The 26632-nt window shown below is 66.3% G+C and carries 28 protein-coding genes; 13 read left to right on the forward strand and 15 right to left on the reverse strand.

Annotation, left to right across the window (positions count from 1 at the left end; translation table 11 throughout):
* Positions 1-55 precede the first annotated feature (55 nt).
* Both AB0M65_RS07860 and AB0M65_RS07865 read left to right on the forward strand, forming a co-directional pair.
* Positions 56-1084, forward strand: a complete 1029-nt coding sequence (locus AB0M65_RS07860; protein WP_364023160.1) for a hypothetical protein — start codon at positions 56-58, stop codon at positions 1082-1084.
* Positions 1084-2277 carry a hypothetical protein gene (locus AB0M65_RS07865; protein WP_364023162.1) on the forward strand — a complete coding sequence of 398 codons (1194 nt, stop codon included), beginning with the start codon at positions 1084-1086 and terminating at the stop codon, positions 2275-2277. The genes AB0M65_RS07860 and AB0M65_RS07865 overlap by 1 nt, the downstream gene beginning before the upstream one ends.
* Before the next feature lies 1 nt (position 2278).
* Here AB0M65_RS07865 and AB0M65_RS07870 read toward each other — a convergent pair whose 3' ends face one another.
* The 3 genes from AB0M65_RS07870 to AB0M65_RS07880 all read right to left on the reverse strand — a co-directional run bounded on the left by AB0M65_RS07870 (position 2279) and on the right by AB0M65_RS07880 (position 4621).
* Positions 2279-3667: a serine/threonine-protein kinase gene (locus tag AB0M65_RS07870; RefSeq protein ID WP_364023164.1), complete on the reverse strand. Its 1389-nt coding sequence runs from the start codon at positions 3665-3667 to the stop codon at positions 2279-2281.
* 173 nt (positions 3668-3840) lie between these two features.
* Positions 3841-4359: a hypothetical protein gene (locus AB0M65_RS07875; RefSeq protein WP_364023167.1), complete on the reverse strand. Its 519-nt coding sequence runs from the start codon at positions 4357-4359 to the stop codon at positions 3841-3843.
* 73 nt (positions 4360-4432) lie between these two features.
* Entirely contained in the window at positions 4433-4621 is a 189-nt protein-coding gene (locus AB0M65_RS07880) for a hypothetical protein (RefSeq protein ID WP_364023169.1), read from the reverse strand.
* A 452-nt stretch (positions 4622-5073) separates the two neighbouring features.
* Between AB0M65_RS07880 and AB0M65_RS07885 the strand changes: the two genes are divergently transcribed.
* The gene (locus AB0M65_RS07885) at positions 5074-5880 is read left to right on the forward strand and encodes a class I SAM-dependent methyltransferase (protein WP_364023171.1); all 807 of its coding nucleotides are present in this window, start codon (positions 5074-5076) and stop codon (positions 5878-5880) included.
* A gap of 7 nt (positions 5881-5887) precedes the next feature.
* On the opposite strand, the gene AB0M65_RS07890 is transcribed toward AB0M65_RS07885, so the two are convergent.
* Both AB0M65_RS07890 and AB0M65_RS07895 read right to left on the reverse strand, forming a co-directional pair.
* On the reverse strand, positions 5888-6484 hold the full coding sequence (locus AB0M65_RS07890) for a TetR/AcrR family transcriptional regulator (protein WP_364023173.1): 597 nt from the start codon (positions 6482-6484) through the stop codon (positions 5888-5890).
* 64 nt (positions 6485-6548) lie between these two features.
* Positions 6549-7460 (reverse strand): LysR family transcriptional regulator, encoded by a 912-nt coding sequence (locus tag AB0M65_RS07895; RefSeq protein WP_364023176.1) that lies wholly within the window; start codon positions 7458-7460, stop codon positions 6549-6551.
* 129 nt (positions 7461-7589) lie between these two features.
* Between AB0M65_RS07895 and AB0M65_RS07900 the strand changes: the two genes are divergently transcribed.
* From AB0M65_RS07900 to AB0M65_RS07915, 4 genes are all read left to right on the forward strand, one after another.
* Positions 7590-8144: a dihydrofolate reductase family protein gene (locus tag AB0M65_RS07900; protein ID WP_364023179.1), complete on the forward strand. Its 555-nt coding sequence runs from the start codon at positions 7590-7592 to the stop codon at positions 8142-8144.
* A 30-nt stretch (positions 8145-8174) separates the two neighbouring features.
* Complete coding sequence (locus AB0M65_RS07905) at positions 8175-8840, forward strand: Type 1 glutamine amidotransferase-like domain-containing protein (protein WP_364023181.1); 666 nt, start codon at positions 8175-8177, stop codon at positions 8838-8840.
* Positions 8837-9280, forward strand: a complete 444-nt coding sequence (locus tag AB0M65_RS07910) for a carboxymuconolactone decarboxylase family protein (RefSeq protein WP_364023184.1) — start codon at positions 8837-8839, stop codon at positions 9278-9280. The genes AB0M65_RS07905 and AB0M65_RS07910 overlap by 4 nt, the downstream gene beginning before the upstream one ends.
* 121 nt (positions 9281-9401) lie before the next feature.
* Positions 9402-10310 carry an NAD-dependent epimerase/dehydratase family protein gene (locus tag AB0M65_RS07915; RefSeq protein WP_364023188.1) on the forward strand — a complete coding sequence of 303 codons (909 nt, stop codon included), beginning with the start codon at positions 9402-9404 and terminating at the stop codon, positions 10308-10310.
* 60 nt (positions 10311-10370) lie between these two features.
* Here the strand turns inward: AB0M65_RS07915 and AB0M65_RS07920 are convergent, their stop codons facing one another.
* Positions 10371-10799 carry a hypothetical protein gene (locus AB0M65_RS07920; protein ID WP_364023191.1) on the reverse strand — a complete coding sequence of 143 codons (429 nt, stop codon included), beginning with the start codon at positions 10797-10799 and terminating at the stop codon, positions 10371-10373.
* Positions 10800-10930: 131 nt separating this feature from the next.
* On the opposite strand from AB0M65_RS07920, the gene AB0M65_RS07925 reads away from it, so the two are divergent.
* From AB0M65_RS07925 to AB0M65_RS07935, 3 genes are all read left to right on the forward strand, one after another.
* Positions 10931-11095, forward strand: coding sequence for a hypothetical protein (locus tag AB0M65_RS07925; protein WP_364023194.1), 165 nt, complete (start codon positions 10931-10933; stop codon positions 11093-11095).
* A 117-nt stretch (positions 11096-11212) separates the two neighbouring features.
* Positions 11213-11374, forward strand: coding sequence for a hypothetical protein (locus tag AB0M65_RS07930; protein ID WP_364023196.1), 162 nt, complete (start codon positions 11213-11215; stop codon positions 11372-11374).
* An 8-nt stretch (positions 11375-11382) separates the two neighbouring features.
* Positions 11383-12141 carry a decarboxylase gene (locus AB0M65_RS07935; RefSeq protein ID WP_364023199.1) on the forward strand — a complete coding sequence of 253 codons (759 nt, stop codon included), beginning with the start codon at positions 11383-11385 and terminating at the stop codon, positions 12139-12141.
* A 129-nt stretch (positions 12142-12270) separates the two neighbouring features.
* Here AB0M65_RS07935 and AB0M65_RS07940 read toward each other — a convergent pair whose 3' ends face one another.
* The 3 genes from AB0M65_RS07940 to AB0M65_RS07950 form a co-directional block, all read right to left on the reverse strand.
* On the reverse strand, positions 12271-14232 hold the full coding sequence (locus AB0M65_RS07940) for a WD40 repeat domain-containing protein (RefSeq protein ID WP_364023202.1): 1962 nt from the start codon (positions 14230-14232) through the stop codon (positions 12271-12273).
* A gap of 845 nt (positions 14233-15077) precedes the next feature.
* Positions 15078-15227 carry a type I-E CRISPR-associated protein Cas6/Cse3/CasE gene (locus AB0M65_RS07945; protein WP_364023205.1) on the reverse strand — a complete coding sequence of 50 codons (150 nt, stop codon included), beginning with the start codon at positions 15225-15227 and terminating at the stop codon, positions 15078-15080.
* Positions 15196-17511, reverse strand: coding sequence for an Orn/Lys/Arg decarboxylase N-terminal domain-containing protein (locus tag AB0M65_RS07950; protein WP_364023208.1), 2316 nt, complete (start codon positions 17509-17511; stop codon positions 15196-15198). Before AB0M65_RS07950 ends, AB0M65_RS07945 begins: the two co-directional genes overlap by 32 nt.
* A 362-nt stretch (positions 17512-17873) precedes the next feature.
* Here AB0M65_RS07950 and AB0M65_RS07955 point away from each other — a divergent pair, with 362 nt between their 5' ends.
* A complete protein-coding gene (locus AB0M65_RS07955) occupies positions 17874-18164 on the forward strand; it encodes a hypothetical protein (protein ID WP_364023211.1) in 291 nt (96 codons plus the stop codon).
* A 248-nt stretch (positions 18165-18412) separates the two neighbouring features.
* Here AB0M65_RS07955 and AB0M65_RS07960 read toward each other — a convergent pair whose 3' ends face one another.
* Together AB0M65_RS07960 and AB0M65_RS07965 are read right to left on the reverse strand one after the other, a co-directional pair.
* On the reverse strand, positions 18413-18610 hold the full coding sequence (locus AB0M65_RS07960) for a hypothetical protein (RefSeq protein ID WP_364023213.1): 198 nt from the start codon (positions 18608-18610) through the stop codon (positions 18413-18415).
* Positions 18607-18801, reverse strand: coding sequence for an ATP-binding cassette domain-containing protein (locus tag AB0M65_RS07965; protein WP_364023216.1), 195 nt, complete (start codon positions 18799-18801; stop codon positions 18607-18609). The genes AB0M65_RS07960 and AB0M65_RS07965 overlap by 4 nt, the downstream gene beginning before the upstream one ends.
* 303 nt (positions 18802-19104) lie before the next feature.
* On the opposite strand from AB0M65_RS07965, the gene AB0M65_RS07970 reads away from it, so the two are divergent.
* Complete coding sequence (locus tag AB0M65_RS07970; protein WP_364023218.1) at positions 19105-19947, forward strand: PDZ domain-containing protein; 843 nt, start codon at positions 19105-19107, stop codon at positions 19945-19947.
* 904 nt (positions 19948-20851) lie between these two features.
* Here AB0M65_RS07970 and AB0M65_RS07975 read toward each other — a convergent pair.
* The 4 genes from AB0M65_RS07975 to AB0M65_RS07990 all read right to left on the reverse strand — a co-directional run bounded on the left by AB0M65_RS07975 (position 20852) and on the right by AB0M65_RS07990 (position 25186).
* Positions 20852-21919 (reverse strand): aminotransferase class I/II-fold pyridoxal phosphate-dependent enzyme, encoded by a 1068-nt coding sequence (locus tag AB0M65_RS07975; RefSeq protein ID WP_364023221.1) that lies wholly within the window; start codon positions 21917-21919, stop codon positions 20852-20854.
* A gap of 20 nt (positions 21920-21939) precedes the next feature.
* Positions 21940-22995, reverse strand: coding sequence for a methyltransferase domain-containing protein (locus AB0M65_RS07980; RefSeq protein WP_364023261.1), 1056 nt, complete (start codon positions 22993-22995; stop codon positions 21940-21942).
* Positions 22996-23014: 19 nt separating this feature from the next.
* A complete protein-coding gene (locus AB0M65_RS07985) occupies positions 23015-24154 on the reverse strand; it encodes a fatty acid desaturase (protein WP_364023224.1) in 1140 nt (379 codons plus the stop codon).
* 93 nt (positions 24155-24247) lie between these two features.
* Positions 24248-25186 carry an aminotransferase class IV gene (locus tag AB0M65_RS07990; protein WP_364023227.1) on the reverse strand — a complete coding sequence of 313 codons (939 nt, stop codon included), beginning with the start codon at positions 25184-25186 and terminating at the stop codon, positions 24248-24250.
* 176 nt (positions 25187-25362) lie between these two features.
* On the opposite strand from AB0M65_RS07990, the gene AB0M65_RS07995 reads away from it, so the two are divergent.
* Positions 25363-26601, forward strand: a complete 1239-nt coding sequence (locus AB0M65_RS07995) for an aminomethyl transferase family protein (RefSeq protein WP_364023230.1) — start codon at positions 25363-25365, stop codon at positions 26599-26601.
* The last annotated feature ends 31 nt before the right edge of the window (positions 26602-26632 follow it).

Consider the following 26632-nt stretch of genomic DNA (forward strand, 5'->3'; position numbering starts at 1 on the left):
GGTTCGTCCCGCCGGTTGAAGCGAGCTTGAAGCGGGATGGGCTTAACTGGCCGTCATGACCACAGTGACCGCGCTCGAGGAAGTGGTGGACCGGCACGGACGGGCCGCGTTGTCCGACCCGATCGCCCTCACCGGAGCCCTGCGCAGCCTGCCCGAGCCACCCTCCGACGCCGAAATCAGCGCGCTCGCCGCGGCGGCGGGCGCCGGTGCCGCCGAGCGGATGCGTGCCGCACTCGAAGGCGGGGGCAGCCCGTCCGACGCGCACCGGGCCGCGACGGAGGCGTGCGGTGCCAACGACGGCGCGGCCTGGGCCTGCGGGCAGCTCGGTGCGGCGTTGGGTTACCTGCCGAGGGACACCGACGAGCCGACCACCCTGCTGGACGCCGGCCGGACCACGGTGCTGACCGGGGGAAAACCGAGGCGCGGCAAGCGGATCGCCGTGATCGCCGGAACGGTCGTCGTGGTGGCGGCCCTCGCCGCGACGGGTGTGACGCTCGCGCTCGACGGCGATCCGAAGACCGCCGACGGCCCGCCGATCGCGCCGCCACCGTCGTCGTCCGTGCCCTCTTCGGGGACGTTGGGTTCGGCGCCAACAGCGAACACCTCACCGGCGCCGGTGGAAGCGAGCGCCGTCTTCAAGGATCCGGACCTGCTCGCCGCCGCGAAGCCGTACCTCGACCATCCCGGTGTCCGCTGCGAATCGGCCAAATCCATCGTCAGTGTCAAGGAAACCGTGAACTGCGCACTGGGTTCCGGCATCATCGCCAGCTTCCGCGTGCTGTTCTTCCCCAAGCAGCTCGACAAACTGCGCAAGGTGCTGCAGACCGACAACGACGGCGCGCGGCCCGGTTCGATCCGGACGCTGCGCTGGGAGCACGTACCGGGGCAGCCGGGAATCCGCGCGGGTATCCCGGTGGGCACCGCGCGCGGCGGCGACGGCACGCGGATCCGTTTCTTGGAACCGGAAAACGGCTACGCGCGGCTCTATTTCGACGAAGACGCCACCGGGGTGGCCGTCTACATGCAGGCGGGCACCGACGATCAGCAGGTGCTGCGCGAGTTCTGGGCGGATCCGGACGCGTGATGGCCGACGACCCCCGCCTCGCCGAAGTCGTACGCCGCTTCGGACGCCACGCGCTCACCGATCCCGTGGCTCTGCGGTCCGCCTTGGAGCAGTCCGGAAACACCTTCAGCCCGGCCGAAATCGACGCTCTCGTGGCGAAAGCGGCAGGCGATCCCGAACCGACCGGGCCACCGCTGAACTCGACGCTCGCGGAGAACCGGCTCACCTGGAGTGGCGGCGGGAACCGCCCGACCCGGCAGTTGCCTTCGCGCGGACGTCGTAACTGGCTTGTCGGCGGAGCCGTACTCCTCGTGGCGGCCGTGACCGCGGGAGTGATGTTCTCCTTGCCGGACAAGGAAGACATCGCACCGCCGCCCGACCGGTACGCGCTCGACCAGGTGGCGGGCCGCTACCGCGCGCTCGGCGCCCGTCTGCTCGACGGCGCCGTCCGCTGCGCGCAGCAGCCCGCGAAGCCCGGCGAGACGGAACGGGTCGGCTGCGACGCCGGCCTGTACGCCCTCACCCTGGTCACCTACGACGTGCCGGGCAGGCTCACCGAGTCGCGGAAGCTCGCGGACACCGCGGGCGCGGTGCGTTCGGCGAGCACTCTCGGTACGGGCGCGGCGTTCGCGATGCGGGAACTCCCCACCGGGGAATCGACGGTCTACTGGGACGTCGACAGCCCGCGGCCGGTCAGTGCGACGCTGACCGCGCGGAAGACCGGCCTCCCGGCCTTGGCCGAGTTCTACGACGCGCGGCGGTTCGGTGTGCTCAAGCGTCCGGAAGTGCCAGGGGCCGCCTTCTCCTCCGGTGTGCTGTGGGAGTTCGCGCAGGCGCACGTGCTCAACGAGAAGTCCGCGAAATGCCAGACGGTGCCCGCCACGACGGGCACGGCGGAGACGGTCAAATGCCCGACGCCCGACGGCGCGATGCTGGTGTTCAGCACGGCGTCCGATCACGACGCGCTGATCACACTGCGCACGGAGAACTCGGCGGCGGGCGGGGTGGTGCCCGGCAGTGTCGACGTCAGTACCTGGAACCGCCTCGGCGGTCCGGTCGTCGGCCAGTTCATCCGGTTCGTCACGGCCGACGATCGCAGCCCGGCCATCTACTTCGACGACGACGTCAAACTGGTCTACGGCTGGTTCTTCGGCGCACCCGGCTCCTCACCGGACGCACTGCTGCAACGCTGGCAGCGCGGCTCGGCGGGCTGAGTCAGGCGAACCGGATCGCGGCGAAGAAGTCCTCGACGGCGCGGAGATCGGCGGGATAGGCCGTGCCGACCCGGCCGTCGAGCACCGAAACGGTCGCGTGTTCCTCGTCGGTCCACGCGTACCGGGTGGTCGTGCCGAGCACCGTGCACACGAGCGTGCCCCGATGCCCGTCACGCGCCCAGGATTGTTTGGCAGGCAGGTCGCCGGGGCACTTCCCGGCGGTCAGCCCCGCCGGATCCGTCCCCGCACCGGTGCGGAGATAGGCATTGGCCGCTTCGGCGTCGTCGAGGGCGGCGATCCGGAGTTCGCCGGTCTCACCGCCGGTCCGGCAGACGGCCCGCGCCCGCACACCTTCGTCGGCCACCGCCACCGGCGCGCACTGGAGCCCGGTGGGAGTGCTGCGGGTGACCCGGTCGGCGGCTGGCACTCCCGAAGACAGCAGGATCACCGCCACGACGGCGATCGCGATCGCCAGCACGACGCCTGCCAGCACCCCCGCTACCAACCCGGTCCGCCGATGGCGAGGCGATCCGGCGGCAACGGCGACCGCGTCGGGCGGCACGTCTGCCCGGATCTCCCGGATCCGGTCACGCACCTCGCGCACGGTCGGACGGCTACGAGGATCCTTGGCCAGCAACGACTTCAGCAGGCCGTTGACCGCCGCCGTACGCGGATCGCCGACCACCAGCCGCGGAATCGGCGCCCGGTCGTGCGCCACGATCACCTCGGGCTGGCTGCCGCGATAGGGCAGCTCGCCGGTCAGGACCACCCACAGCAGGCAGCCCACCGCGTAGACGTCCGAAGCGGCTGTCGCCGGGTCGCCGTGCAGACGTTCGGGCGCCATATAACCGACGGTGCCGATCACCCCGCTGGTCTCCGCGGTGCGGTCGATCCCGGCCGACCGCGCGATGCCGAAGTCGCACAGGTAGACGAAGTCCTCGTCGTGATGCTCGGCGCGGGGCCGCAGCAACACGTTGGCGGCCTTGACGTCCCGGTGCACGACGCCGATCGCGTGGGCGTCGCCGAGCGCGGAGACCACCTGGTCGACCACCGCCAGCGCCCGCCCCGGATCCATCGGCCCTGCTTCGAGCACCTTCGCCAGGTCGGGACCGTCGACCAGCTGCATCGCCAGGTACAGGCAACCATCCACTTCGCCGTGATCGTGGACGGCGACCACATGCGGTGAGTCCAGCCGGGCCAGCGCCGCCGCCTCACGGCCGAACCGCTCGCGGTAAACGGGGTCCTCGGCGTACTGGGGCGGCAGGACCTTCAGCGCCACCGGCCGCCGCATCCGGTGCTGCCAGGCGCGGTAGACCACGCCCATCCCGCCGCGTCCGATGACCCCGTCGATCCGGAATCCACCGAAGTCCTCCCCGACCCGCGGCGCCATCGGAGTCCCCCTGTCATCCGGCCGTCAGCTCGCAGGCAACTCTAGCTCGCGCGATCATCCGCCACCCCGAGAACACCTACAGTCCCGCGTCACCGAGGCGTGCTCAGCCCCCGCACACATGAGTGCGCAGTTCAAGCACGCATGTGCGCAGTTCAAGCACGCATGTGCGCAGTTCAAGCACGCCGGGCGGTCAGCAGGCGGCGTGCGACGGCGAACAGCAGGACGGCACCGGGAACGATGGCGACCAGCGACAGCAGGAACGTACCGAACCGCTGGCTGCCGACGGATTCGGTCGACTCCCCGCTGGCGACCCCGTTCACCACGGCGACGCACCGGCTCTGCGTGGGATCGCAGGTGTCCTCGGTGAAGTTGAGCTGGATACCGAACCAGATCAGCGCGACCCCCGCCGCGGCGGCGACAATCCAGCCAAGCACGGCGAACGTGCTCACGACATTCTTCTTACCCGCCACCTCGCCCGCCGCGGCGGCCGCGCGGGTCCGTGCCAATGCCCCGATGACCATGAACACGACCACGGTGGCCGGTGCGGCCAAAAAGGTCCACAGCCACACACCGGTCGACGCCGACACCGCCACCGCGGCCGGGGTCGCCAGCATGACGCCGACCACGCACCCCAAGGTCAGGTTGTCTTTCCACGTCATGCGCTTCTTGGGCGACTGCTCGTTCTGAGACACGCGGCCAGCCTATGAGGCGCCCCGAGCCACGCGAGGATCTTGTGGCGGAATCAGACGAAATCGATATCCGGGGTCAGCCGGCGTCGGCGAGAGGTGGAGCGGTACAGCACGCACCGGTGAAACAACCGAAGGCGGTTCCGGCGGACTGGTTGCTCCAGTTGTCGAAACGGTCGATGGTGAAATCGATCTGCGCCGCGGTCACGGTGCCGATCCTGGTTTCGGCGAACAGTGACCGGACGTTGTCGGCAGTGGTGGTCCGCATCGAAATCCCCTCGGTTCGAGGTGCTTGGTGGGTATCCGAATCCTGACTCCGGCGACAAGGTGACAACAGTGCGAAGCATCATTGAGGCGACGTGGTTTTTGCCTACGCCGCATGGAGTAACGGGCCGCGTGCCCCCGGGCGGAAACCCCCGGCGAGGACGCCAGGGCAACGCCGGTTCGCGGCCAGGGCGAAGGCGTGACTCGCGTGCTTGGACACGTAACTCACGTGCTTGGACACGTAACTCACGTGCTTGAGCACGTAACTCGCGTGCTTGAGCACGTAACTCGCGTGCTTGAATGCCGAACTCGGGTGTCCCGGCTCCAAGCACGCGAGTCCCGTGTCCGAGCACGCGAGTGCGGTGCCGCACCACCCAGCCACCTTTGCCTTACCCCGCAGGAGGTCCGGAAAACCGGGTGCGGTGTGGGCGGCATCGCGCGTACGGTCCGGTGACCATGAGCGATGACGTGAACGCGAGCGGCTCCACCATCGTCGAGCCCGGCGACGATCCGGCGGACGGCTGGTTTCCCGAGAGTGTGGCCGCGGACTACGACGGCCCTGGCGGCGCGAACGCGCCCGGCGTGGTGACACCCGCGGTGGAGGTCTTGGCGGACCTGGCCGACGGCGCGGTGCTCGAGTTCGCCGTCGGGACCGGGCGGATCGGCGCGCCGCTGGCCGCGCGTGGCGTGCGGGTGAGCGGCATCGAGCTGAGTCAGGCCATGGCGGCACGGATCGCGGACAAGCCGGGCGGTGACGCGATCGACGTCACGATCGGCGACATGACGTCGACGCGGGTGGCGGGCCATTTTTCGCTGGTATATCTGGTGTTCAACACGATCAGCAACGTGACCACGCAGGACGCGCAGGTCGACGTCTTCCGGAACGCGGCCGCACATCTGCGCCCTGGCGGGCTGTTCCTCGTCGAGGTGGGCCTGCCGGATCTGCGCCACCTGCCGCCCGGGCAGGACAGCGTCCCCTTCGCGGTGACGCCCGGATACGTCGGATTCGACCAGTACGACGTCGTGACGCAGGAATTCACCTCGAACCACGTCACCGTGTCCCCGGATGGGACCGGGCGTTTCCGCCGTATCCCTTTCCGATATGCCTGGCCCGCCGAAATGGACCTCATGGCGCGTATCGCCGGAATGAACCTGAAGTACCGCTGGGCGGACTGGGACCGTTCGGAATTCACGGCCGACAGCACCAAGCACGTGTCGGTCTGGGAAAAAAGCCCGGAGCACTCCATAGCGGCAGCGAAATGACGCGCGATCACCGGCCGTCCGTCGGCTCCTGCCCTGACGGCAGATGGGTCAGCGTGTTCACGATGGTGTCGGCGTAGTCGCTGGTGATCGGTTCGCCGGTCACGAGCAGCCGGTACCAGAGCGGGGCGACGAGCATGTCGTCGTAGAGGGCCGGGTCGCCGGCGGCCAGCTGCCCGGCTTCCTGTGCCTTGGCGAGCCGGGCCCGGTTGATCGCGGCCAGCACGGTGTGGACCTTGCCCTGGATCATGGCGGCGAGTTCCGTGTCGAGCTGGGCCGAGCCGATCACGCCGGAGATGATCTGGCCGTGCCGTTCGTCGGTGAAGACCTCGGCGAGGGTGCGCAGCCAGGTGCGCAGGTCGGTGTCGATGTCACCGGTGTCGGGATAGAGGAAGAACCGCTCACCGAGCCGGTCCATCAAGGCGTCCAGGAACAGCGCGCCCTTCGACGGCCACCAGCGGTAGACCGTCGGTTTGCCCACCTTCGCCCGCGTGGCGACCGCCTCCATGGTCACCGCGGCATAACCGCGCTCGGCACAAAGGTCGACGGCGGCCTGCAGGATCTCGTCCCGGGAGCGTGCGGTCCGGCCGGTCGGGTGGGGGCTCACGCCGATCACCCTACCGAAGAACGAAACGTTCTGTTACGTTCTGCATCCTGCTTTCGCAGCGGCGTCAGCGGCGGATGGCGAGATAAACCCGGGCCGCGACGTCTTGGGCGGCCTGGTTGAAGGCCTCGATCTGGGGCGTGGTGTTGGTGACGAGCCAAGTAGGCGCCCATTCCAGGGGTGGCGCGTCACTGAGCGGCAGATAGACGACGCCCGGGCGTGCGTAGAAACGCGACACCTGGGCGCCCATCACGAAGGCGCCTTCGCCGGCACCGATCAGGGCCAGCGCTTCCTGGAGCGTTTCGAACTGGGGGCCCGCTTCGATGCGGTCGCCGGCGGGGGTGTGGTCGGGCGTGCGATCCGCGCGCCAGTAGTCGGGGAACGCTTCGGCCACCTGCAGCATCTTGACCGCGGCGAGGTCTTCCAGCGAAACGACGTCACGGCGTGCGAGCGGATGCCGGGCGGACACTCCGAGCACCCTGCCTTCGGAGAACAGAACCGGCCCGGTCACCATGTCGGGTTCGTTATGCGGCAGGCTCACGACCAGGAGGTCGACGTCGCCCGCTCGCAATCGCCGGAGGCCGTCGACGATCTGCGTTTCCCTCGGCTGGGCCCGCCAGCCGGGGTGGCGCCGGTCGAACAGCTGGGCGGCCTGGACCATGAGCTGTCCCGCGGCGGCGCCGAGGAAACCGACCCGAAGCACTTCACGGACGCCGCGCGCGGCATTGGCCGCCTTCTCGACTCCGGCCTCGATCTGGTCGTAAGCCGGGCGTAGATCGTCGTGCAGCCGCTGACCGGCCTCGGTGAGGCGGACGTGGCGACTGGTGCGCTCGAACAGCGGCGTCCCGATCTGGCGTTCCAGCTTCTTGATGGTCTGGCTGATCCGGGCGGTGGTCACATGCAGCCGCTCCGCCGTGCGGCCGAAGTGCAACTCCTCGCTCAGCGTCAGGAACGCCTCCAGTTCAAGCCGCTCCAGCACTTCTGCCTCCGGACGTTTAACCCACCTTAATGACTGTTGCACTATGTCACCTTGTTGGCGTAGTCGGCGCCCGTAAGAGTGAATGAGTCAGCAAAAACTCTGGTTTCGACTCTCATTCAAGGACTTTCCGTGGGCAAGATCGTTTCACTCGTCTACCTTTCGTTGGACGGGGTGATGGAGAAGCCGACCTGGACCGGGCCGTACTTCAGCGCCGAGCACGCCAAATTCGCGCACGGCCAGTTGTTCTCCAGTGACGCGCTGCTGCTGGGCCGGGTCACCTACGAGGGTATGGCCGCCGCCTGGCCACTTATGGAGGAATCCGACGGCGACTTCGCCGTCCGGATGAACACCATCCCCAAGTACGTCGTATCGACCACTTTGGACACCGCCGAGTGGAACAACACCACCGTCGTGCGGGGTGGTGACCTGGCGGCCGAGATCGTCGAGCTCAGGGAGCGACACACCGGCGACATCCTCCTCTATGCCAGCGGCGTCCTGGTCAACTCCCTGATCAAGCTGGAACTCCTCGACGAACTGAAACTCTGGCTGCATCCCGTCATCGTCGGCAGTGGCAAACGCCTGTTCCCCGAAGGCGTCGACCCGACTTCGTGGCGGCTCGCCACGACCGCGGCTTTCAGCTCCGGAACGATGATCCTGGACTACCGGCCCACCGGCCGCGGGTGATTTCTCGCCCCTTCTCACGAGAGCAGGCCCATGCGTTTGTTCCTTTCTTCCTGGAAACTCGGGGACGCCCCCGAACTGCTGGACGACCTCGCCGGAGACGCCAGGACCGCGGCCGTCATCGGCAACGCGCTGGACGCCCTCCCCGGCCCGGCGAGGCGGCAGGCCACCGGGCGGGAGGTCGCGCTGTTACGCGACCGCGGCTACCAGGTGACCGAAGTGGACCTTCGGGACCACTTCGGCGATCCGGCCGCACTCGCGGAGCTCCTGTCCGGCTTCGGAGTCGTCTGGGTCCATGGCGGCAACCCGTTCGTCCTGCGGCTGGCCATGGCACTCAGTGGTGCCGGAGAGATCCTGACCGACCTGCTGCGGCGCGACGCCGTCGTCTACGCCGGTTGGAGTGCGGGCGCCTGCGTGCTGTCGCCCGCCCTGCACGGCCTCGAACTCGTCGACGACCCCGCGGACACCGTCACCGCCTACGACCTGCCGGCGATCTGGGAGGGGCTCGGCCTCCTGGACTACGCCTTCGTCCCCCATTACCGCTCGCCGACCGCCGAAAGCGAGCCCATCGAGCGCGTCGTGGAGCGCTACGAACGCGAAGGAGTCCCGTACCGCGCCTTTCGCGACGGCGAGGTCACCATCATCGACCGGTCGTCGCCACCGCAAACCGAGAACACCATCAGAAGGAGAATCCCATGACGTCCGTACGACTTCCGGTCGACAAGCTCGCCCCGCACATCAACCGCGCGCTCAACTCGCTCGACGCGGCCTCCCGGAAGGTCAGCCTGGAGCCCGCGCTGCTGGAACTGGTGCGGGCACGCGCTTCCCAGCTCAACGGTTGCGCTTACTGCGTTGATTTGCACACCGGAGACGCGCGTAAAGGCGGTGAGACCGAGCAACGGCTTTACGCGTTGCCGGTGTGGAGAGAGACGCCGTTCTTCACCGAACGTGAGCGGGCGGCGCTGGAGCTGACCGAGGCGGCGACCCGCCTCACCGATGGCCCCGTCACCGACGAGACGTTCGGCCGGGCGGCCGCCGAGTTCACCGAGGTCGAGCTCGCCGAGCTGATCTGGACCATCACCGTGATCAACGCCTGGAACCGGCTCGGCGCCACCGCCCGGCCCTGGCCGCTGGACTGACCCGGATCCCGACGCCGCGCAGACCCGCCGGGACGCGTCCGCCCCTCGCCGACGCGTCCCACGGGTAGCGGTTTTGCCTTGCGGTAAAAGAAAATTCACGAACAGGATCGGAGTCATCACCATGCGCGTCTTCCTTACCGGCGCCACCGGCTACATCGGGGGTTCGATCGCGGACCTTCTGCTTCGCTCCGGACACCAGGTCGACGGTCTCGCCCGCACCGAAGACAAAGCCCGCGAGCTGGAGCGGCGCGGCATCACCCCAGTTCTCGGCACGCTCGACGACGCCGCGCTGCTCACCGCGCGCGCCCGCGACGCCGACGCCGTCGTCAACGCCGCCAACAGCGACCATCGGGGTGCCGTCGAGGCACTCGTCGAAGGGCTGGCGGGCACCGGCCGCCCGCTGGTGCACACCAGCGGTTCCGCCATCGTCAGTACCGACTCGCGCGGTGCCGCCACTGACGACGTGTTCACCGAGGAGATCATCGCCACCGGTTCAAACTGGCGCCCCATCGAGGAAAAGGCCGCCCGCGTCGCCCTCGACCGGTTCGTCCTGGACGCGGCAAACCGCGACGTACGCTCGGTGGTGCTGTGCAACCCCCTCATCTACGGGCACGGCCGGGGCATGGCGCGCGACAGCGTGCAGGTCCCCGTGCTCGCCCGGCAAGCCCGCGACAGCGGCATCGCGCGGCACGTCGGGGAGGGCCGCAACATCTGGTCGACCGTGCATATCGACGACCTGACCGACCTCTACCTGCGTGCGCTCACCGACGCCCCGGCGGGATCGTTCTACTTCGTCGAGAACGGCGAGGCATCGTTCGGCGACATCTCCGCCGCGATCTCCCGGAAGCTCGGCCTCGGTCCCGCCGAGGCGTGGGACGCCGACGCCGCCGTCGCCCACTGGGGCCGGGACCTCACCTTGTACGCGCTCGCCTCCAACAGCCGGGTACGCGGTGGACGCGCCCTCACCGAACTCGGCTGGCGTCCGGTCCACTCCTCCGTCCTCGAGTGGATCGAAAAGGACCTTGTCTAGAGCGCGTTAGATAATCCAAAATTCGCACGGCTGGCCATTCGCGACGAACCGGGCGTCATTTCAGCTCTCGCCCCGGGGAGTGCGGATCTCGTCCGCCATCGAACCGCCCGCGACGTCGGCCTCGATACCGTTTTCCTTCGCGTAGTCCTGGCCCACGTCAACCTGGTCGTCGATCAGGGTGGGAGCGACCTCTTCGGCGTCGGTGCCGGTGGTGCCGGTCGCCGGATCGGCGGCGTTGGCCGGATCGGGCTGTTCTTCGGCGAGCCGGTCACCAAGTGGCGCGGGGGTCGCCTGCTCCCTGGGCGTCATGCCGTATTTGGTGACACCCGACCAGTGTTCGGGCGGATCCATCCCCTGTTCCAGCGGATCGGTCCGAATCCGGTCCTCGTCGAGATCTTCGGCGCTGTTCAGTGCGGCCGGATCGGTCTCGACCTGGTCGGGTGCCCCGGTGTCCTGAGGCGGGTCATAGGACTGGTTCGGCTCGGTCATGGACCACTCCTTTCGCTTTCGTGTCACGACTTCCCCGCACGAACAGAACCAAAACGTTCACCGTGATCCGACGTTTCCGGGTAGGCCGAGCGGGTAGCCGGGAGTGACAAGCCGCGACCGAAGGAGGTCTCATGCACCGCGAAAGCGACCTGCACTCGCCGCGCGAGGACGACGAGCTGAAGGCCGAACTGGAAAACACGCTGCGGGGTACCGGTTCCACTCCCGCCGAGGAAGTGCGGGATCCCGAGAGCCCTGCGGACGAGGATCCTGACGTGCCGCCCGTGGGCGGCGCGTGAGGAAGACGAGGAGGGCGCCGCCACTACTCCGTTCGAGTGACGGTGGCTGCGCGAGGGCGTGACCGCGGGGGCCTGCGGGTAACCGGCGGGATCATCCCTCCGGACCCAGGGAACAGTATGCCGAACCGAATTCAGATCGCCCCGGAGACGCAGGCCCTCGCCTGCGAGCACTGCGGCCGCGAGACACTGCGCGTCGCTCGGCTGGTCACGGACGACGGTCACGTGGTCGGCCAGACGATGCTCTGCACCGAATGCAACCAACGGCATCGCGAGCGCTGAAGGTGGGAGTGGCCCCCGCACCGGAACCGTCGAGACGACTCGGCCTGCTGTACCCGACCCGTGGCTGTGGTGAGGACGATTTCGTTGACCTCGCCCGGCTACTGGACCCGGCCATCGCCGTCGAATTCACCTATGTCCCGTGGGGCGCGGAAATCGGCGATCTCAACGACCTCGACCCTGCGGGGAGACACGCCGCCGTGCGGGAACTCGGGGCGCCGGAACACCTCGCGGCATCCGCGAAATTCGACACCGAACCGGGCGTCGTCAGCTGGGTCTGTTCGAGCTGCAGCTTCACCCGTGGCCTGGCCGGGGCGCACGAGCAAGCCCGCGTACTGGCCGAACGGCTCGGTATTCCCGCCGGCAGTACGTCACTGGCCTTCCTCGCCGCGCTCGACCACCTGAACATCGAACGAGTGGCCCTCGCCTCGGTGTATCACGACGACACGACCGCGAGTTTCGCCGGCTTCCTCGCCGAGGCCGGCGTCAGCGCCGTCCACTCGGTATCCGCCGACGTGCCGTCCGACCGCGCGCTCGCCGCTTGGAGCGGCCACCGGATCACCGAGCTCACCATCGCGGCGGACCACCCCGACGCCGAGGCCGTACTTGTACCGGAAACCGCCCTGCACACGACTCCGCTGCTCGAAGAGCTCGAACATCGCCTCGGCAAGCCCGTGCTGACTGCCACCGCGGTCACCGTCTGGAACGCCCTGCGACGACTCGGCACCCCACCCGGCCACCTCCGGCTCGGCACACTGTTCAGGTCCTGACACCCTCGCGAATACGCGGCGCCGGAACAAGTCGTCCGCTATACCGAATTTCAAGGGAGATCGACGAAGTGTGAACCCAACGCACGGCCAGCGGCATGAGCGTGCGTCGGGTTGGTGTGCGGCGGTGGATCAGTGCCGGTCGGTCAGGTCCCACAGGCGTGCGGTGTTGTCGGCGCCGACGGTGGCCAGTACGCGGCTGTCGGGGCTGAACGCCACGGCGTTGAAATCGCCAATGATGGGCTGGCCGATCTGCTCGTGGCTGGTGGTGTCCCAAAGCCGGGCGGTCTTGTCGCCGTTCACGGTGGCCAGCAAGTGGCCGTCCGGGCTGAATGCCACGCTGGAAACGGTGCCGGTGTGCGCGGTGGAGGTCTGGCCGATCTGCTTTTGGCTGGCCGCGTCCCACAGCTGGGCGCCGCTGACGCCGCCCCCGGTGGCCAGGGTGCGGCCGTCCGGGCTGAACGCCACGCTGGTGGAGCCGGAGCCGAGCGCGCCGGTGAGCTTGCGGGTGGCGGTGTCCCACAATTGCACGAAGCCGTCCAGGCCGACGGTGACCAAAGTGCGCCCGTCGGGACTGAAGGCCATGGACTGAACGTAGGTGATGGGATAAGGCAGTTGGCCGTCCTGTCGTCGGCCGGCGACATCCCACCACCGCACGGTGTTGTCATCGGCCGCGATGACCAGGGCACGGCCGTCGGGACTGAACGCCACGCTGGACGCCCTTTGGGGGCTGGGCCGGTCGATTTGCCGGTGGCCGGCCACATCCCACAGCACCACACCGACGCCACCCGCGATGGCCAGGACGCGGCTGTCGGGGCTGAACGCCACCCGGCTGAAATCGCCGGTGATGGGCTGGCCGATCTGCTGGTGGCCGGCGGTGTCCCACAGCCGCGCGGTGTTGTCCGCGCCCACAGTGGCCAGCAGGCGGCCGTCGGGGCTGAACGCCACGGCGACGGTGCGGCCGGTGTGGCCGGCGAGGATCGCGACGCGCGGGGCCTCAGGGCTCAGGCCGGCTTGCGGCGACGGAGTGACTGCCTTGCCTGCCACATTCCACAGCCGCACGGTCGTGTCGCATGAGGCGGCAACGGTCCGCCCGTCGGGGCTGAACGCCACCGCCGACCCCACTTTGGAATGGCAGCCGATGCGGATCTGACCGATTTCCCGGCGGCCGGCCACATCCCACAACCGCGCCGTCAAATCCGCGCTCGTGGTCGCCATGGTGCGCCCATCGGGGCTGAACGCCACGGCCTCCACCGTGTCGGTGTGGCCAGTCAGCGGCCGGCCGATCTGCTGCTGAGTGGCGGTGTCCCACAGGAGCACACCCTCCGTGGTCGTCATCGCCAGCATGCGCCCGTCGCGGCTGAACGCCAGACCCGTGATGGCGCTGCCCCCGATCTGACCGGCTGTCAGAGCCTGGCCGGTCTGCCGGTGGCCTGCCACATCCCACAGGAGCGCAGACTGGTCGTGAGCGCTCAAGGTGGCCAGCGTCCGCCCGTCCGGGCTGAACGCGATCCCGCCCCTGGCTGCGAGGGGCTCGCCGGTCTGCCGGCGGCTGGACACATCCCACAACCGCACGGTGTTGTCCCTGCCCGAGGTGGCGAGCACGCGCCCGTCGGGGCTGAACGCCACCCGGTAAGCGCCGTCGGCATGGCGGGCGATCGGCTGGCCGATCTGCTGGCGGCCGGCTGTGTCCCACAAGACGACACCTTCGTAGCCGGCGGTGGCCAGGACACTCCCGTCCGGACTGAACGCCACGCTCTCGACGGTGCTGGCATGGTTGAAAGGCTGGCCGATTTGCTCGTGGCTGGTGGTGTCCCAGAGCCGGGCGGTCTTGTCGCTGCTCGCGGTGGCCAGCATGCGGCCATCGGGGCTGAAAGCCACCTGGTGGACGGCGTCGGTGATGCCGGCCAAAACCCCGTCACTGGACGAGACCGCGTCCTCGGTCCCACACGCTGTGACACCAGCCAACGCCAGGACGACGGCGACCGCGCCCGCGCGCCTACGCAGCCAGCCGAGAGCCTGCCCACCGGCCATTCCCGCGACCTTCGTCGCTCGTCCCGCCCGGCCGAAAGGGTGATCCCCCATGAGCTCCATGTCCCCTCCGCGAACAGTCCACCGACTTACCCGGCGAACATAACCACGGCACATGAGATCCCGATGACACAACAACACCGGCCAACCGCAAGCCAGGGCGTTGTCTCCTCAAACCCGGCCGGCCCCGAACAACCGCTCATCGGCATGGGCGGACGTGCCCCGTCACGGCCATCCGCCGAATGGCGCGGTTGAGCCGGCCGGAGGCACTGGCGACCGTCGCCCAGTTCCACTCGGCGGGATCACCGAGTCGCCGCAAGGTCGTGGACCAGGCCGCAGCCCGCTTCTGGCAACACCAGAACAACGATCTCAACGACCGTGGCCCCATCGTCGCCAACGGCGTAAAAGTCGAGGTTCGGCACAAGCCGACTATCCCAGCCGCGGCATCGCCCACCAGGTGGATGCCCTAATTTTCGGCTTCTCTCGCCCACCCGAACGGAGGCGGCGTCCCCTGCGCTATCACGAAGTTCCCAGGGTATGTGGCATCGCAGACTCCGCACCGCGCACGAAGATCATTCATGCGGGTCCACGGACTGCCGTGCTCGTCCGGAATCGCGGGCATCGAGTAGCCGTGTTGCTCTGTGATCAGCGATGGCCACTGCGGATCGCAGCGACATCCTTCTCGCTTCAGCCACCTGATGGCCATCCCCACCCCTTTGCCGACAGTCGCCGCCACGCGCGTTCCAGGAGCTTAGTGATAACGGAGGGCTCGTCTGGCCCTGAGCCCTCCAGCCAGGTTTCTATCGAACAGCCACTCCACGTTCGGCCCGACCCTAATGCTGAGGTACGAGTGGCACGGGACCTAACCGATGGGCGACGTCACCCATCCGGCAAGCTGTACCTGCCCGCTACTTCCGTGCGGGCGCGAGGCTGAGGAGCCCACATCCGTACGCCTTGGCTCGCCCGATACCGGTGACAGTCCCTAAAAATGCGGAAGTAAAGGCCGATGGCTTTCGACAGACGTCTTCAGCGTAGGCAGGTGATGGAGTAGTCGCCACCTTCTTGTTTGGTGACGCCGTGTGTTTCGCTGGGGAAGCCGGGGAAGTAGCGGTCGAATTCTTGCAGTGCGCAGAGGTAGAGCAGGGTGGGGTCACCTTCGTCGCCGGCGCGTTCGCCGGGCATGAGGACGGGGATGCCGGGTGGGGTGGTGACGACCATGGTGGCCACCGTGCGGCCGGCGAGGTTGGCCAGGGTGACTGGTTCGGTGCCGCCTCGGATGAGTCGTTGGTAGGTCTGTGCCGGGGTGAGGACCGCCTCGGGGGTGTGGGTGAACGCTTCGTCCAGCAGCACGGTCAGTTCGCTGGCGCGAAGTTGGGTGTGCATCTGGTCGCAGAGCCCGGCCAGGGTGAGACCTGCGTAGCGTGCGGGGTGTTCTTTGACGAGGGCGGGCAGGACCTGGTCGAGGGCGGCGCCGGTGTCGTAGAGGTTTTTGAAGTCCATCAGCGCGTCGAGCAGGGTGCCCCACTTGCCTTTGGTGATGCCCATGGAGAACAGGATCAGGCACGTGTAGGCGTCGGTTTTCTCGACCACGATCCGCCTGGTTTCGAGGTAGGTGGTGAGGATTCGGGCCGGGATACCCCTGTCGGCGACGTCCCCGCGGGCGTTCACCCCGGGGCAGGTGATGCTGACCTTGATCGGGTCCAGCAGGCAGTAGCCCTCTTCCATACCGTCGAAACCATGCCAGTCCGCGCCGGGGGCCAGCTGCCAGCAGCTCGGTTCGGTGCGTAGCAAGGTCAGCGGCGCATCGGCGAAGGCGTGGGTGCTGCCGGTGTCGGGGTCGGTGACTTCGTCGGGTTGCCAGGCGCTGAAGAACCAGTCGGGCCGGTCACCGGCTTCCGTGATGCGCCTGCCGATGCGGACCAGGGCCTGGCGGAACCGGATGGCTTCGGTGATCGCCTCGTTGGTGAGCCAGGTGCCGCCAGGACCGTCCATCATGGCCGCGGCGACGTCCAGCCCGGCGATCATGGGATAGCTCGGCGAGGTAGTGGCGTGCATCATGAACGTTTCGTTGAACTGCCGGTGCTCGACCGGTGACCGTGGTGAATTCTTGATGTGCAGCATCGCGCTTTGTGAGGGGGCGGCGAGGAGTTTGTGGGTTGACTGGGTCGAGAAGATCGTGGGCCGCAGCTTGTCGGGTAGCGCGGCGGAGTCGACGGACATGCCGTAGCGGCGGGCATAGAGCGGGTTGAACCGGGCGTAGGCGAACCACGCCTCGTCCAGGTGCAGCCGCGGGACGCTGGCGCCGAGCAGTTCGGCGACCCGGACCGTGTCGTAGCACAGCCCGTCGTAGGTCGAGTTGGTGATCACCGCGTAGACCGGGTCGGGACTGGCCGCGCCTTCGGTGAACGGGCTCTCACGGATCAACCCGGCGACAGCGTCGGCGGTCATCGTGGCGGGGGCGATGGGACCCATCAGTCCGTACCCGTTGCGAGTCGGCAGCAAATACACCGGCCTGCCGCCGGTCAGTGTCAAACCGTGCCCGATCGCCTTATGACAGTTACGGTCGACCAGAACCAGCTCATCGGTGGCGACGCTGGCATGACAGGCCAGCCGGTCTCCGGTGGAGTCACCGTGCAAGACGAAATAGGTCATGTCCGCGCCGAAAACACGAGCGGCGTTGCGCTCGGCGTCACCGATCGGGCCGGTGTGCTCGAACAACGAACCCAGTTCGGCCACCGAAATCGACAGATCGGTGCGGAACAGCCGCTCACCGTAGTAGTCGAAATAGGTGCGCCCGACCGGTGACTTGAGATAGGCGACCCCGCCGGCGTGCGCGGGGGTGTGCCAGGAATATTCGTGGTTGTCGTCGAACCGGCGCAGTTCCCGGAAGAACGGTGGCAACACATCGTTCAGGTATTGCTCGGCTGCGACCCCGATCCGGCCCGCCACGAAGTCCGGGGTGTCCTCCAGCAGCCAGACATAACCGCAGACCACCTCCGACACCCACAACGGCAGGTCGTCGACGGAATCGGCGGTGGTGACCAGGAACACCGGCAACTTGCCGAACCGGGCCATCAACGCCCTGAGCACCACCTCGGCCGGACGTCGTCCCGGCTCCGCCCTTGGCGCCGCGTCGTCGTCCGGTTCGAGATCCCACCCGACCAACACCGCCGCCAGCTCGGCCCGGCTTTCGATCAGCGCCAGCGCGTCCCCCGCCGTCTGCGCTCGCGCGATCGCATGCCCCCGCTCACCCAGCCGCGCACAGATCCCGTCCAGTTGCTCGGTCAGCACCGTCCCGCCACCATTGTCGTTCAACACCATCAAAACCGTCGAATGCGCCACGGTGCACTCCCTTCTTTGTCGAACACCAACGACCGCGAACTCTGTACTTTCAAGACGTCCAAGAACTGAAGCAACGACGGCATAGCGGTTGTTCGTTTGGCTCAACGGGAACTAACGGGCGGGGGCTGCAGACACGAACCGTAGGCCTCCCGGGCACCGCTACCGACCTTCCTTGACGACGAGACGAACAACCATAAAAAGCACCAAAATCGCACGTTCGCCGCCATTCGGGTACGGCAGCGTGACCGTGCGTACGAACGAGCATGGCGCTGCGGTCTCCGCAGGCCCTCATTCGGCGCAATTTCGCGATCTTGGCAACGGCTACCGCTGGATACCGGTAGCATTTTCAGCCACCCGAACGAGTGATCTATCCCGCTGAACTGCTGGACAACCCGTTCCTCGGCGACTTCAGCGTCGCCCCCCTGCCTTTCAACTCCTCCAGGACAACCTCATCGGTAAGTAGCGCCGGGGTCGAGGTATGCCCCGAGGTTGCCTTCCCAGTGCAGGGCGATCTGGTGAACGTCGTCGGCGCCCCGTTGGGACACCTTCCGATCGTGGGGATCGAGGGCATGCTCGGCAGCGCGAAACAAGAGTGCTCGCGCGTCGCCGAGAATCATGACTATGTTGCTTCTCACCGCGTCGGAGGCAAGTGATGTCCGCCCCCCTGCGTCGTCGGCCCCCTGCCCTGATGTCAGCGTCGAGGCCATGCCATAGGTCCTCGTCAGGTAGGGCATAGACGCCAGCGAATCGGAGATTCTCGGCAGCTCTTCCCAGGACCATCACGACGTTGCGGTTCGCGACGGCATCCTCAGGATTGTGTGCGGCGAGCACCCGGCCCGCCACCCCGACGATTTCGAGGACGCGCCAGACCTCCAGGAGAACTTTCGCGGTGTCGTCCGGATCAGTGGATCGCAACGAGGTGGCAGTGTCGATGATCAACCGTTGAACGGCGAGCACGGAAGGCGGCACTCGCCGTAGCGGCGGCCAGTGTCACGTTTTCCAAGGCGGTCAGGTGGAAAAGCAGATTGAACGATTGGAAGACGAACCCGATCTGCGCCCGGCGGATCGCCGCCGCTTTCGCATCGGGCAGTGTGGTCACGTTCTGCCCGGCGCATCGATCGAGCCGGTGTCCGGTCTGGCCAGTAGACCCGCCACGTTGAGCACAGTCGACTTACCCGACCCTGACCGGCCGCGCAGCACGACCAGTTCCAACGCGGTGAGGTGCTTAGCCTCCAGCTCCTCCAGCCCGAAGTCCTGCGAACGCGCGAGGTGAACCGCTTCTCCCGCCACATCACCGCCAGCTCGCCAGCTCCTGCCGCAGGCTTGCCGCTGGCTTCCGGACGCTATGATTTACTCATCTAGGTAGTACTCTTCGGAAATCGGGTACCCCCGGTCGAGAAAACTGCGCGAAATTCAGCTACCAAGAGATCGCTAATCGTTATCTTGTTGCAACGCGAAGCCAAACGGGTGACTTCTTTAAACCATCCTTTCGGGCGTAATCTCCGTGCTGATACGGGTGTTCGCGTCACCTAAGAGGAGGATCACCGAGCCCGGCGCACTGGAAACCGGCTCAGCTTATCGGAGAGATCACAAATGAAATCGCGAATCCGCCGGAGTGTCACACCTCTGGCCATAACACTTTGCTGCGGCGCGGCCCTGATGGTTTCTTCCGCGCAGGCCGCACCGTCGTCACCGGTGGGTGCGGCCGCTCCCCTCCGCGCCGCCGCAGTAGCCCAGGAAACCTGCTACGCCGACTCCGACCCAGGGGAAGTCGCCGATTGCCCCATCCCCCAGCTCGGCATCACCAAAACGCTGTCCAACGGGCAAATGAAGTCCAGGGAAGTACCTCCCGGTGCGATCGCCCGTGAACTGGAAGCCAACGGCCCCGCAGCCGAGGCGGGAATCGGGCAAGGAGACAGGATCATCAGTGCCGCCGGCACAGAGATCAAGAAGGCAGATGACCTTATCGCCGTGCTCGCCCCTCTCCCAGAGGGCGAGAACGTGACGTTCAAGTTCGTGTCCGAGGGCACGACGGAGTCGAAGACCATCGACATCGCCCTGCGGGCTCTCCCCCCGAAGAAGTGTGAGGAATCAGAGGACGAGGACGGCAATTCGTGCGCGATACCCCGGCTCGGTATCACTGATTCCGAGACCGCGTATTCCTCGAATATCGACGTTACTGGGATTGGCACGAAGATCGGCGCGCTGGACGTCGACGGCGCGGCCGCCAAAGCTGGGATCAAAGACGGCAACTGCATCCACGCGATTACCACCAAATCGAAACCAGCCGGCGACCGCGACGGCACAGATTTGAACGACCCGGACGCACTCAATAAAGAACTGGCCGACTACGAATCCGGCACGGTAGTCAAGCTCTACGTCCGTGAGGCTGCATGTTCCGGAAAGATCTCCTGGCTTTCCGTCACCCTCCCCTGACCGGCACACGCCGCCCGGCCTGTCGCGCCGGAGAGCGGGCGGCCCTGAGGTACCGCGTGCGCCCACCATTCCCGGATGACCCGTCGTTCCGGCGTGCGTGCTTCCGCACCAGCTCCCATCGCGGCCGTCGGCACAGCATCGATACGCGTGCCGACGGCCCGGGCCGAGCTGGGTCGACGAGGATATCTGAGTGATCAGGTCGGCATGGGTGCGCCCTGCGCCCGCTCCAGCACGTCCATAGCGAGTCGGAGTTCTTCGGTCTCGGACACTTCGGCGCGGGATGTAGAGGCGGTGGCTGTAGGTCTCGGTGTCGGACGCGTAGTCCGTCCAGCCCACGCACAGCCACCGAAGTAGACGCCGAGGACGACGTCCCTGATTTCCTGAAAGACCCTCCTTCTCGACTTTGCGAGTCGGTTCATCCCGCCCTTAGTGGACAGGCTTGACTTGGACCAGGGCGCACAGTTGCTGGGTCGGCTGAGGTACCGGTTCTTGATTGCGAGCGCCGAAAGAACCCTCAGCAAGGCCGCACGCATTGGCTACCCGGTCTATCTGCTTGGTGTCGTCTGCGCGTTCTTGGTTACCTTCGGCTGAACACGGCGGACTCCTTGGCAGCAGTCATACCAGCGCGGCGAACACAGCCCGGTCCGCACAGTCCAGACGAGGTTTCGAGTTGTCTCTGCGCAGGACAGCAATTTCATGGCGTAACACCAGCAACTCGACGTCCTTCGAAGATCAGGTAGAGCAGACGCAGCGCCATGGCTGCCGATCATGCCCTGCCCGTCGAACGTGCCGTCGCCGCAGGTTGGGTGCGTGGACCGACTTCAGGAACCTCACAGGCGTGAGTGCAGCAGCAGGACTCATGGTGGTGACAGCTTGCGATCAGCTTTGGGCGGCCACCTTTGGATCAGAAGTCCAGGAGCAAGTCCAGTGCGGTGGTGTTGAGAAGGTTGATGCGGACGAAGTCGAGGTGGTCGGAAAGTTCGAAGAACGTTTGGTCCATGGCGAGATAGCGGGTTCGTGGCGTGCGAGTGCGAGCGAAAAGGAAAAAACCGCTTGTCGCATGTGTGGCCGCGGTCAGGGCGTTGGCGTTCAAGAGGCGTTTGTATTTGTCCTGGATGTAGTGGATTAGGTCGCTATTTCCAGTGGTGAGCATGAGGTCGACTGCGCGATGCGCAAAGGCTCGGTCCGACACCGGCACATCGCCATGCAGGTTGATGTGCAGTTTGTCCAGTTCATCGTGCAGCGCGGGCGGAGTGAGCAGGTAGGCGCTTCGGTAGCCGTGCAATGACAGGTACTTCGTGGGGGAAATCAGCCGAAGGGTTTGTTCTGCCGGTAGGCGGGACGAGGGTTCGGCGTGTTCACCGTTCCAGCGCATGTACTGAAAGGTGCCGTCGATGAACACCAGCGAGCCTGTTCGCGTCTGCCACCGGGCGATCACATTCAACACGTGTTCGGGGACTGATGTGCCGCCGTACCATATTGGGTCACTGAGAATCAGCACGGTTCGGTCTGATGGTAAAGCCAGGGCCAGATCAGGGTGAAATGCGTGGTGGCGGGCAACGGGCCTGGCATCGATACCGTACATCTGGAAAAAGTAAGCGAATTTGTAGTATAATGGCGGCAGGTAGTACACAGACCTGTGGCCAGCCATCAGCAACCATGTGCAAAACGTGGCAAGGAAGGCACTTGAGCCTCCACCCGGGATGATTAGCTCTGGATCGCGGGATACACCGTCGTACAGGTGGTGAAACTCGGCGATCTTGGCTTTGAGGTCCTGGTCCTTATCGATGCCGGCGTAGCGTGTGACGTCGCCGAGGAGGCGTGGTGGTGTGGTAGCCAATTCACCAAGGTAGGACTCGACAAACGGATGCCCACCGTCGTAGTCGGAGATGAACGGCATGGGGAACGGTTTGCGGCGCTCCAGGTTCAGCGCTTCGTGCTTGGCCAGCATCTGAGCCAGTTCCTTGGCCATCACTATCCCTTGGGAGTCGTTCAACGGGTAGCTGTGCCCACCAGCGCCACACGCGGGAGTTCTGCGCGGAATCGGCTGCCTTGAGCCGTAACGGTCAGGCCACGCACGGGGAGGCCGAACTCAGTCTGCTGAGTCCTGGTGAAGGTGGCGTAGCGGCGGACGAGCTCTTCGACAGCCGACCAGAAGTCAGCGCCACGGGTGATGTTGCGGGGGAAGAGCTTGTGGATCGCGAAGAGGCTGTACATGTAGTCGAGGATCCGATGGGAGGCTTCGGTCGCTGAGTCGGCATACACCACACAGGGGTCGTACATGTGGTGCACCTCGATATCGCGGAAGCCGGCGCGAGTGAGCAGGTCGCGCAACTCGCCCGGGGTGAAATGGTCGTGCTTGTGACCAGTTTCGGTGTAGCGATCGAGTGCCTCCGAATACCATAGTGCGGTCGGCGTTCCCTCCTCGAAATCGTGGACAACAACCCGCCCTCCAGGGCGCAGCACTCGCCGGGTCTCGGCGAGCGCTTGAGGCTGTTCATCCGTGGGAATATGGTGTGTGCCATAGGCGAAGACGACGCCGTCGAGTGAGGAGTCGCGGAACAACCAGCGCTGCGTAGATTGGCGCACGGCCGGCAAACCCAGGTCGAGTGCGTCGATGATCATCGGTGCGGCGATGTCTGCGGTGAAAACGGTTGGTGCCGCCGCTCCTCGCAGCAGTCGCAGCGCGCGGGTCATCGTGCCATTGCCGCCGAGTGCGTCGAGCAGGTGCACCGCGCCGGCACTCCTGTTGACGGGAGTGGCCATTCGGCAAAGCAGCTCAATGCCCCTCGACCGGATCAGAGGGTATGTCGTCTGCGCGGCGCGGTACGCGTCGCCACGACCACCATGATCGGCATCCGCGAAGGCCGAGGGCTCGGAGTCCAGCGACCTGTAGATGCTGACCAATTCCGCGGGCTGCAGGCGCGGAAGGTCCAGCCGTCCGTACAGGTTCGGGTGCTTGAGCCGGAGTTCGTCCAGGTACTCCCGCAAGGTGATACCGGGCAGGAACGGAACCCCCGCAAAACGGGAGTGATCCCCATCGCGCATCACGTTCCCCCACCTCCGGCTACTCTTCGAACGCTGACAACAGCTTCCGATCGTCCACGTCGGTGATTCGGGCGATGTCGTAGCGGTTTTGATCGGCCTGACCGAGTGAGGTGAACGCCGCGTCGATAGCTGCCCGCAGGCCCCATACCTCTGTGTAGTGTGGCCAGCCAGGGTGGCCCCGCTCGATGTCTTGCTGCCGGGCGAAGATGTAGTTGGCCCAGTCCCGCGAGCGCGGGAACCGGTGGTGGAAGTCGTGGCAAGGCCCGTCGCCGACGAAGACGAACAGGCGACCCGGCAGGTGCACGAACAGCATGCGCTCCCACCAACGCAACCAGTCACGCACCCGCCGGCCGTCACAGCCCGCTGGAGCGGGAGCAGGGTCCCCGAAGAAGACGCCGTGCGTGTGGCCGGCCAGTTCAGCCCGGCCCTTCGACGGCTGGCCTGGCGGCGGGAAGATGTGGCGCGAGGACAGACGAATTGTCGCCGCGGCGTTGAACAGGACTGTTAGCGGGAAGACCCACAGCAGCAGAAACTGCGGCCAGATGCCCAGTGCCGTGACCGCGCCGACCTGTCCGGCCAGCAGGGCGAGTACGGCCGTGCGGTACCAAGGCGCTGTGCCTCGAAAGTGCGAGCCAATCCGGGAACAGGTGGCTTTCAGCTGGTGGCTTGGGCTGAGTACACCCAGCCACATCCGCCGATAAAGCTCGTTGCGGGTCATGCCCGCCCGCATACCCAGGACGAGCACCAGGTACTGCACCGTCGGGTCCCGCAACGTCATATGGTTGCTGGAGTGGTGGTCGCCGATGTGTTCTTTCCGGTAGCCGGTGTACTCCTGGGTGAGCAGCAGGACGGCGATGGCCGTCCCTAGCGCGGTGTCGATCCGCTTGTTTCGCAGAAAGTTCCCGTGCGAGCACTGGTGCACGATCATCACCCGAAGCTTGCGGATGCCGTGCGTGGTCAGCAGCCAGGACACCGGGAGCAGGATCGCCGCCCAGCCGGAGTCGATCAGGACCCATCCCAACGCGACGCCGGCGACGATCGGCAGCACGCTCGCGATGAGATGCAGCATCGGCGTGCAATGCCAGGGCCGCTGCCCGGACAAGGGCTTCCCGGTGAGCCAGGTCAGCGCAGGCTGCAGTGCGCGCGGAAGCACCCGCATCGTCTCACGTGGATTGGTATTGGTGGGCGTGGATGTTTCGCTTTCCATGCGCCTCATCTCCCATTCCGAATGGACTCCTTGGTCCAGGATCGGTCATGGCAGTAGCGTGGCGAACCCTTCGTCGAGTGGAGCGCTTTTTCCGGTGCACATGTCCACATAGGCGGATTTCAAAGCGGTCCCGATCGGAGCGTTTCCATGTCGCGTTCGGTGCCCGTCCACTGAGCTGACGATACGGAGTTCCTCCCAGGTCCCACAGATGAAGACCTCATCAGCAAGGTAAAGCTCGGAACGACTGATCGAGCATTCCACCACGTCGATTCCGAGTTCTTTTCGGGCCAGTTCGATGATTATTTGCCGGGTGAGACTGTCGAGCACGCCGTCGGAGAGCGGTGGGGTGTACAACCGGCCGTGTCGCGCGACGAACACCACCGCTTCTGCCGTTTCGGCGACCATCCCACGGGTGTTGAGCAGAATTGCCTGATCCGCACCGGCCTGCCTCGCTTCGACCCTGGCCAGTCGCAGCATCGCGTAGGTGGCGCTGGTCTTCACCAGTACTGGGAAGGACGTGTCCGGTGCGCGCTGCCAGGAGCTCACCGCGGCGGTGATCGGCTCAGACTTGCGGGGACCGATCCGGTGCAGCGATGCGAAGGCGCCCACCGGCGCCAATTGCTCATTCCGTCCCGGGGTCGCGACGTCCGGGTACACATTGGACCTGCCCGCATCGACGTAGAGCGTAAGCCTCAGGTAGACGTCCTCCCGAAAGCTGGTCGCCGCGAGCAGCTTGCCGATTCCTGTGCGGAGTTCGGGCAACAGAGTGGTGTCGTGCACGTGCAGCAAGTCAGCCGCGGAACGAAGGCGGTCGAGGTGACCGTCGAGCTGAATCACCGCGAACTTACCCTCGTCGGCGCGCCAGTAGGCGCGTAGCCCGTCATAGACCGTGAATCCGCGGAAGGCTGTTACCGGAACGGTCGCTTCGGCCCAGGTCACGACTTCGCCATGCCACCAGACGAGTGGCGCGTGTGCTTCGGTCATTGATCGACTCCCGCATCGGCGTGGACAATTTCGGATTCGACGATCAAGAAGTTTACCGGTTGCCTTCAAGTCAACCAGGCCCGCAGGGTGTCCGCCATCGACCATCAGAAGGATCGACTTGAATCAACCGAACGGAGGAAAGCCAAACATATTGTCGCGCGCCTACCGTCAGTAGAGTGACAGCATTACCGACACAACCTCCTGAATTCCGCGAATGGAGCAGCGGACTACGAAATCCATTGGCCCAGGCCGGAACTGTCTGGAAACGCGTACAGCCGGCCGATCTCGAGGCTACGCGACGGGCACTACAGCTGCGCCGCGTCGACCCGGGTGGGCTGCTGGCGATGTCAGGGCAGGTGCTCGGACCGGTGACGGAATGGGCGGCTTTGGGAAACAACGTCATCGGTGCATGGAACTGGCGAGGGGTCGACTTGGCCGACCAGTACCGAGCGGTGATGAGCGCCGCGGGCGCTTTCATCGCGTCCGCCATGTGCTACCTCAAGGTCTCCGGGCCGGATGCCGGGCGGGTGCTGGACGCGCTCTCCCCGCGGAGCGTGTCGGACATCCCGGTGAACGCGGCCAAGTTCGTGTTGTTCACGACACCGGCCGGGACCGTCGACGAGGAGGCGGTGGTGGTTCGGACAGGGCCGGAAGAGTTCCTGTTGTCCTGCGGCGGAGGGAAGCCGCCCAGTTGGCTCAATTTGATGGCTGAAGGCTTTGCGGTATGTGTCGAACCAAGCTCGGTGTTCAGCTTCAACATCAAGGGGCCACAGCGGTTGGCCGCAGTACAAAGCCTGGTCGACAGCCAGTCAGATGACGCCGTGGCCGCGCTGGAACCATTCCAATCGCGCCTGGTCGGCACACAGGTCGGCGGCCTGGCGCGAGTCCTGCGCTCGGTCATCGGCTACGAGGTATGGGCCGAACAAGACGTGCTGGCAGCTGTCTGGCGGCAGCTGCTGGAGGACCGGCCGGCAATCACCCCTTGCGGATGGGAATTGTTGACCGTCTACCGGCTGGAGTGCCAAGAAATTCTGTTCGGGCTTTTTCCTGTGGACCTACACGCCGGGACGACATTGTTCGAGGTCGGCGCCGGCTGGATGGTGCGCTCCGACAGGCACGCGCAACGAAACTTCGTGGGACGTGAAGCATTGACGACGGCGAGCGGCGCGAAACGCTTCAGGCTCACCGGCCTCCGCGCTGTTGACGACAACGCCATCCAACCGGTGCTCGGCCAGGAGGTCCTCACTGCTGCTCGGCATTTCGCCGGCTACGTAACCTCGGCGGCGTGGTCACCGCGAGAAGGGCGTTTCCTCGCCTTCGCACACCTGCTGCCGGAGAGTGTGAATGGCTCCGAGGTCCACGTGGCCGGTGCGCGCTGGGAGGTCCGCTCGGTTCCGTTCGGCGTTGGAAGTTGATGAACCTGCCCACACCAAAGGGAAGAAGCGA

Source organism: Amycolatopsis sp. NPDC051071, assembly GCF_040682875.1.
Lineage (GTDB): Bacteria > Actinomycetota > Actinomycetes > Mycobacteriales > Pseudonocardiaceae > Amycolatopsis.

Bases quoted from the DNA above. Each gene is read 5' to 3' on its own strand.
- AB0M65_RS07870 (WP_364023164.1), bottom strand. From the start codon at position 3,667: ATGGCGCCGCGGGTCGGGGAGGACTTCGGTGGATTCCGGATCGACGGG.
- AB0M65_RS07925 (WP_364023194.1), top strand. From the start codon at position 10,931: ATGCACCGCGAAAGCGACCTGCACTCGCCGCGCGAGGACGACGAGCTG.
- AB0M65_RS07990 (WP_364023227.1), bottom strand. From the start codon at position 25,186: ATGACCGAAGCACACGCGCCACTCGTCTGGTGGCATGGCGAAGTCGTG.
- AB0M65_RS07970 (WP_364023218.1), top strand. From the start codon at position 19,105: ATGAAATCGCGAATCCGCCGGAGTGTCACACCTCTGGCCATAACACTT.
- AB0M65_RS07930 (WP_364023196.1), top strand. From the start codon at position 11,213: ATGCCGAACCGAATTCAGATCGCCCCGGAGACGCAGGCCCTCGCCTGC.
- AB0M65_RS07865 (WP_364023162.1), top strand. From the start codon at position 1,084: ATGGCCGACGACCCCCGCCTCGCCGAAGTCGTACGCCGCTTCGGACGC.
- AB0M65_RS07985 (WP_364023224.1), bottom strand. From the start codon at position 24,154: ATGCGGGTGCTTCCGCGCGCACTGCAGCCTGCGCTGACCTGGCTCACC.
- AB0M65_RS07940 (WP_364023202.1), bottom strand. From the start codon at position 14,232: ATGGAGCTCATGGGGGATCACCCTTTCGGCCGGGCGGGACGAGCGACG.
- AB0M65_RS07980 (WP_364023261.1), bottom strand. From the start codon at position 22,995: ATGCGCGATGGGGATCACTCCCGTTTTGCGGGGGTTCCGTTCCTGCCC.
- AB0M65_RS07885 (WP_364023171.1), top strand. From the start codon at position 5,074: ATGAGCGATGACGTGAACGCGAGCGGCTCCACCATCGTCGAGCCCGGC.
- AB0M65_RS07880 (WP_364023169.1), bottom strand. From the start codon at position 4,621: ATGCGGACCACCACTGCCGACAACGTCCGGTCACTGTTCGCCGAAACC.
- AB0M65_RS07975 (WP_364023221.1), bottom strand. From the start codon at position 21,919: ATGGCCAAGGAACTGGCTCAGATGCTGGCCAAGCACGAAGCGCTGAAC.
- AB0M65_RS07910 (WP_364023184.1), top strand. From the start codon at position 8,837: ATGACGTCCGTACGACTTCCGGTCGACAAGCTCGCCCCGCACATCAAC.
- AB0M65_RS07905 (WP_364023181.1), top strand. From the start codon at position 8,175: ATGCGTTTGTTCCTTTCTTCCTGGAAACTCGGGGACGCCCCCGAACTG.
- AB0M65_RS07860 (WP_364023160.1), top strand. From the start codon at position 56: ATGACCACAGTGACCGCGCTCGAGGAAGTGGTGGACCGGCACGGACGG.
- AB0M65_RS07915 (WP_364023188.1), top strand. From the start codon at position 9,402: ATGCGCGTCTTCCTTACCGGCGCCACCGGCTACATCGGGGGTTCGATC.
- AB0M65_RS07920 (WP_364023191.1), bottom strand. From the start codon at position 10,799: ATGACCGAGCCGAACCAGTCCTATGACCCGCCTCAGGACACCGGGGCA.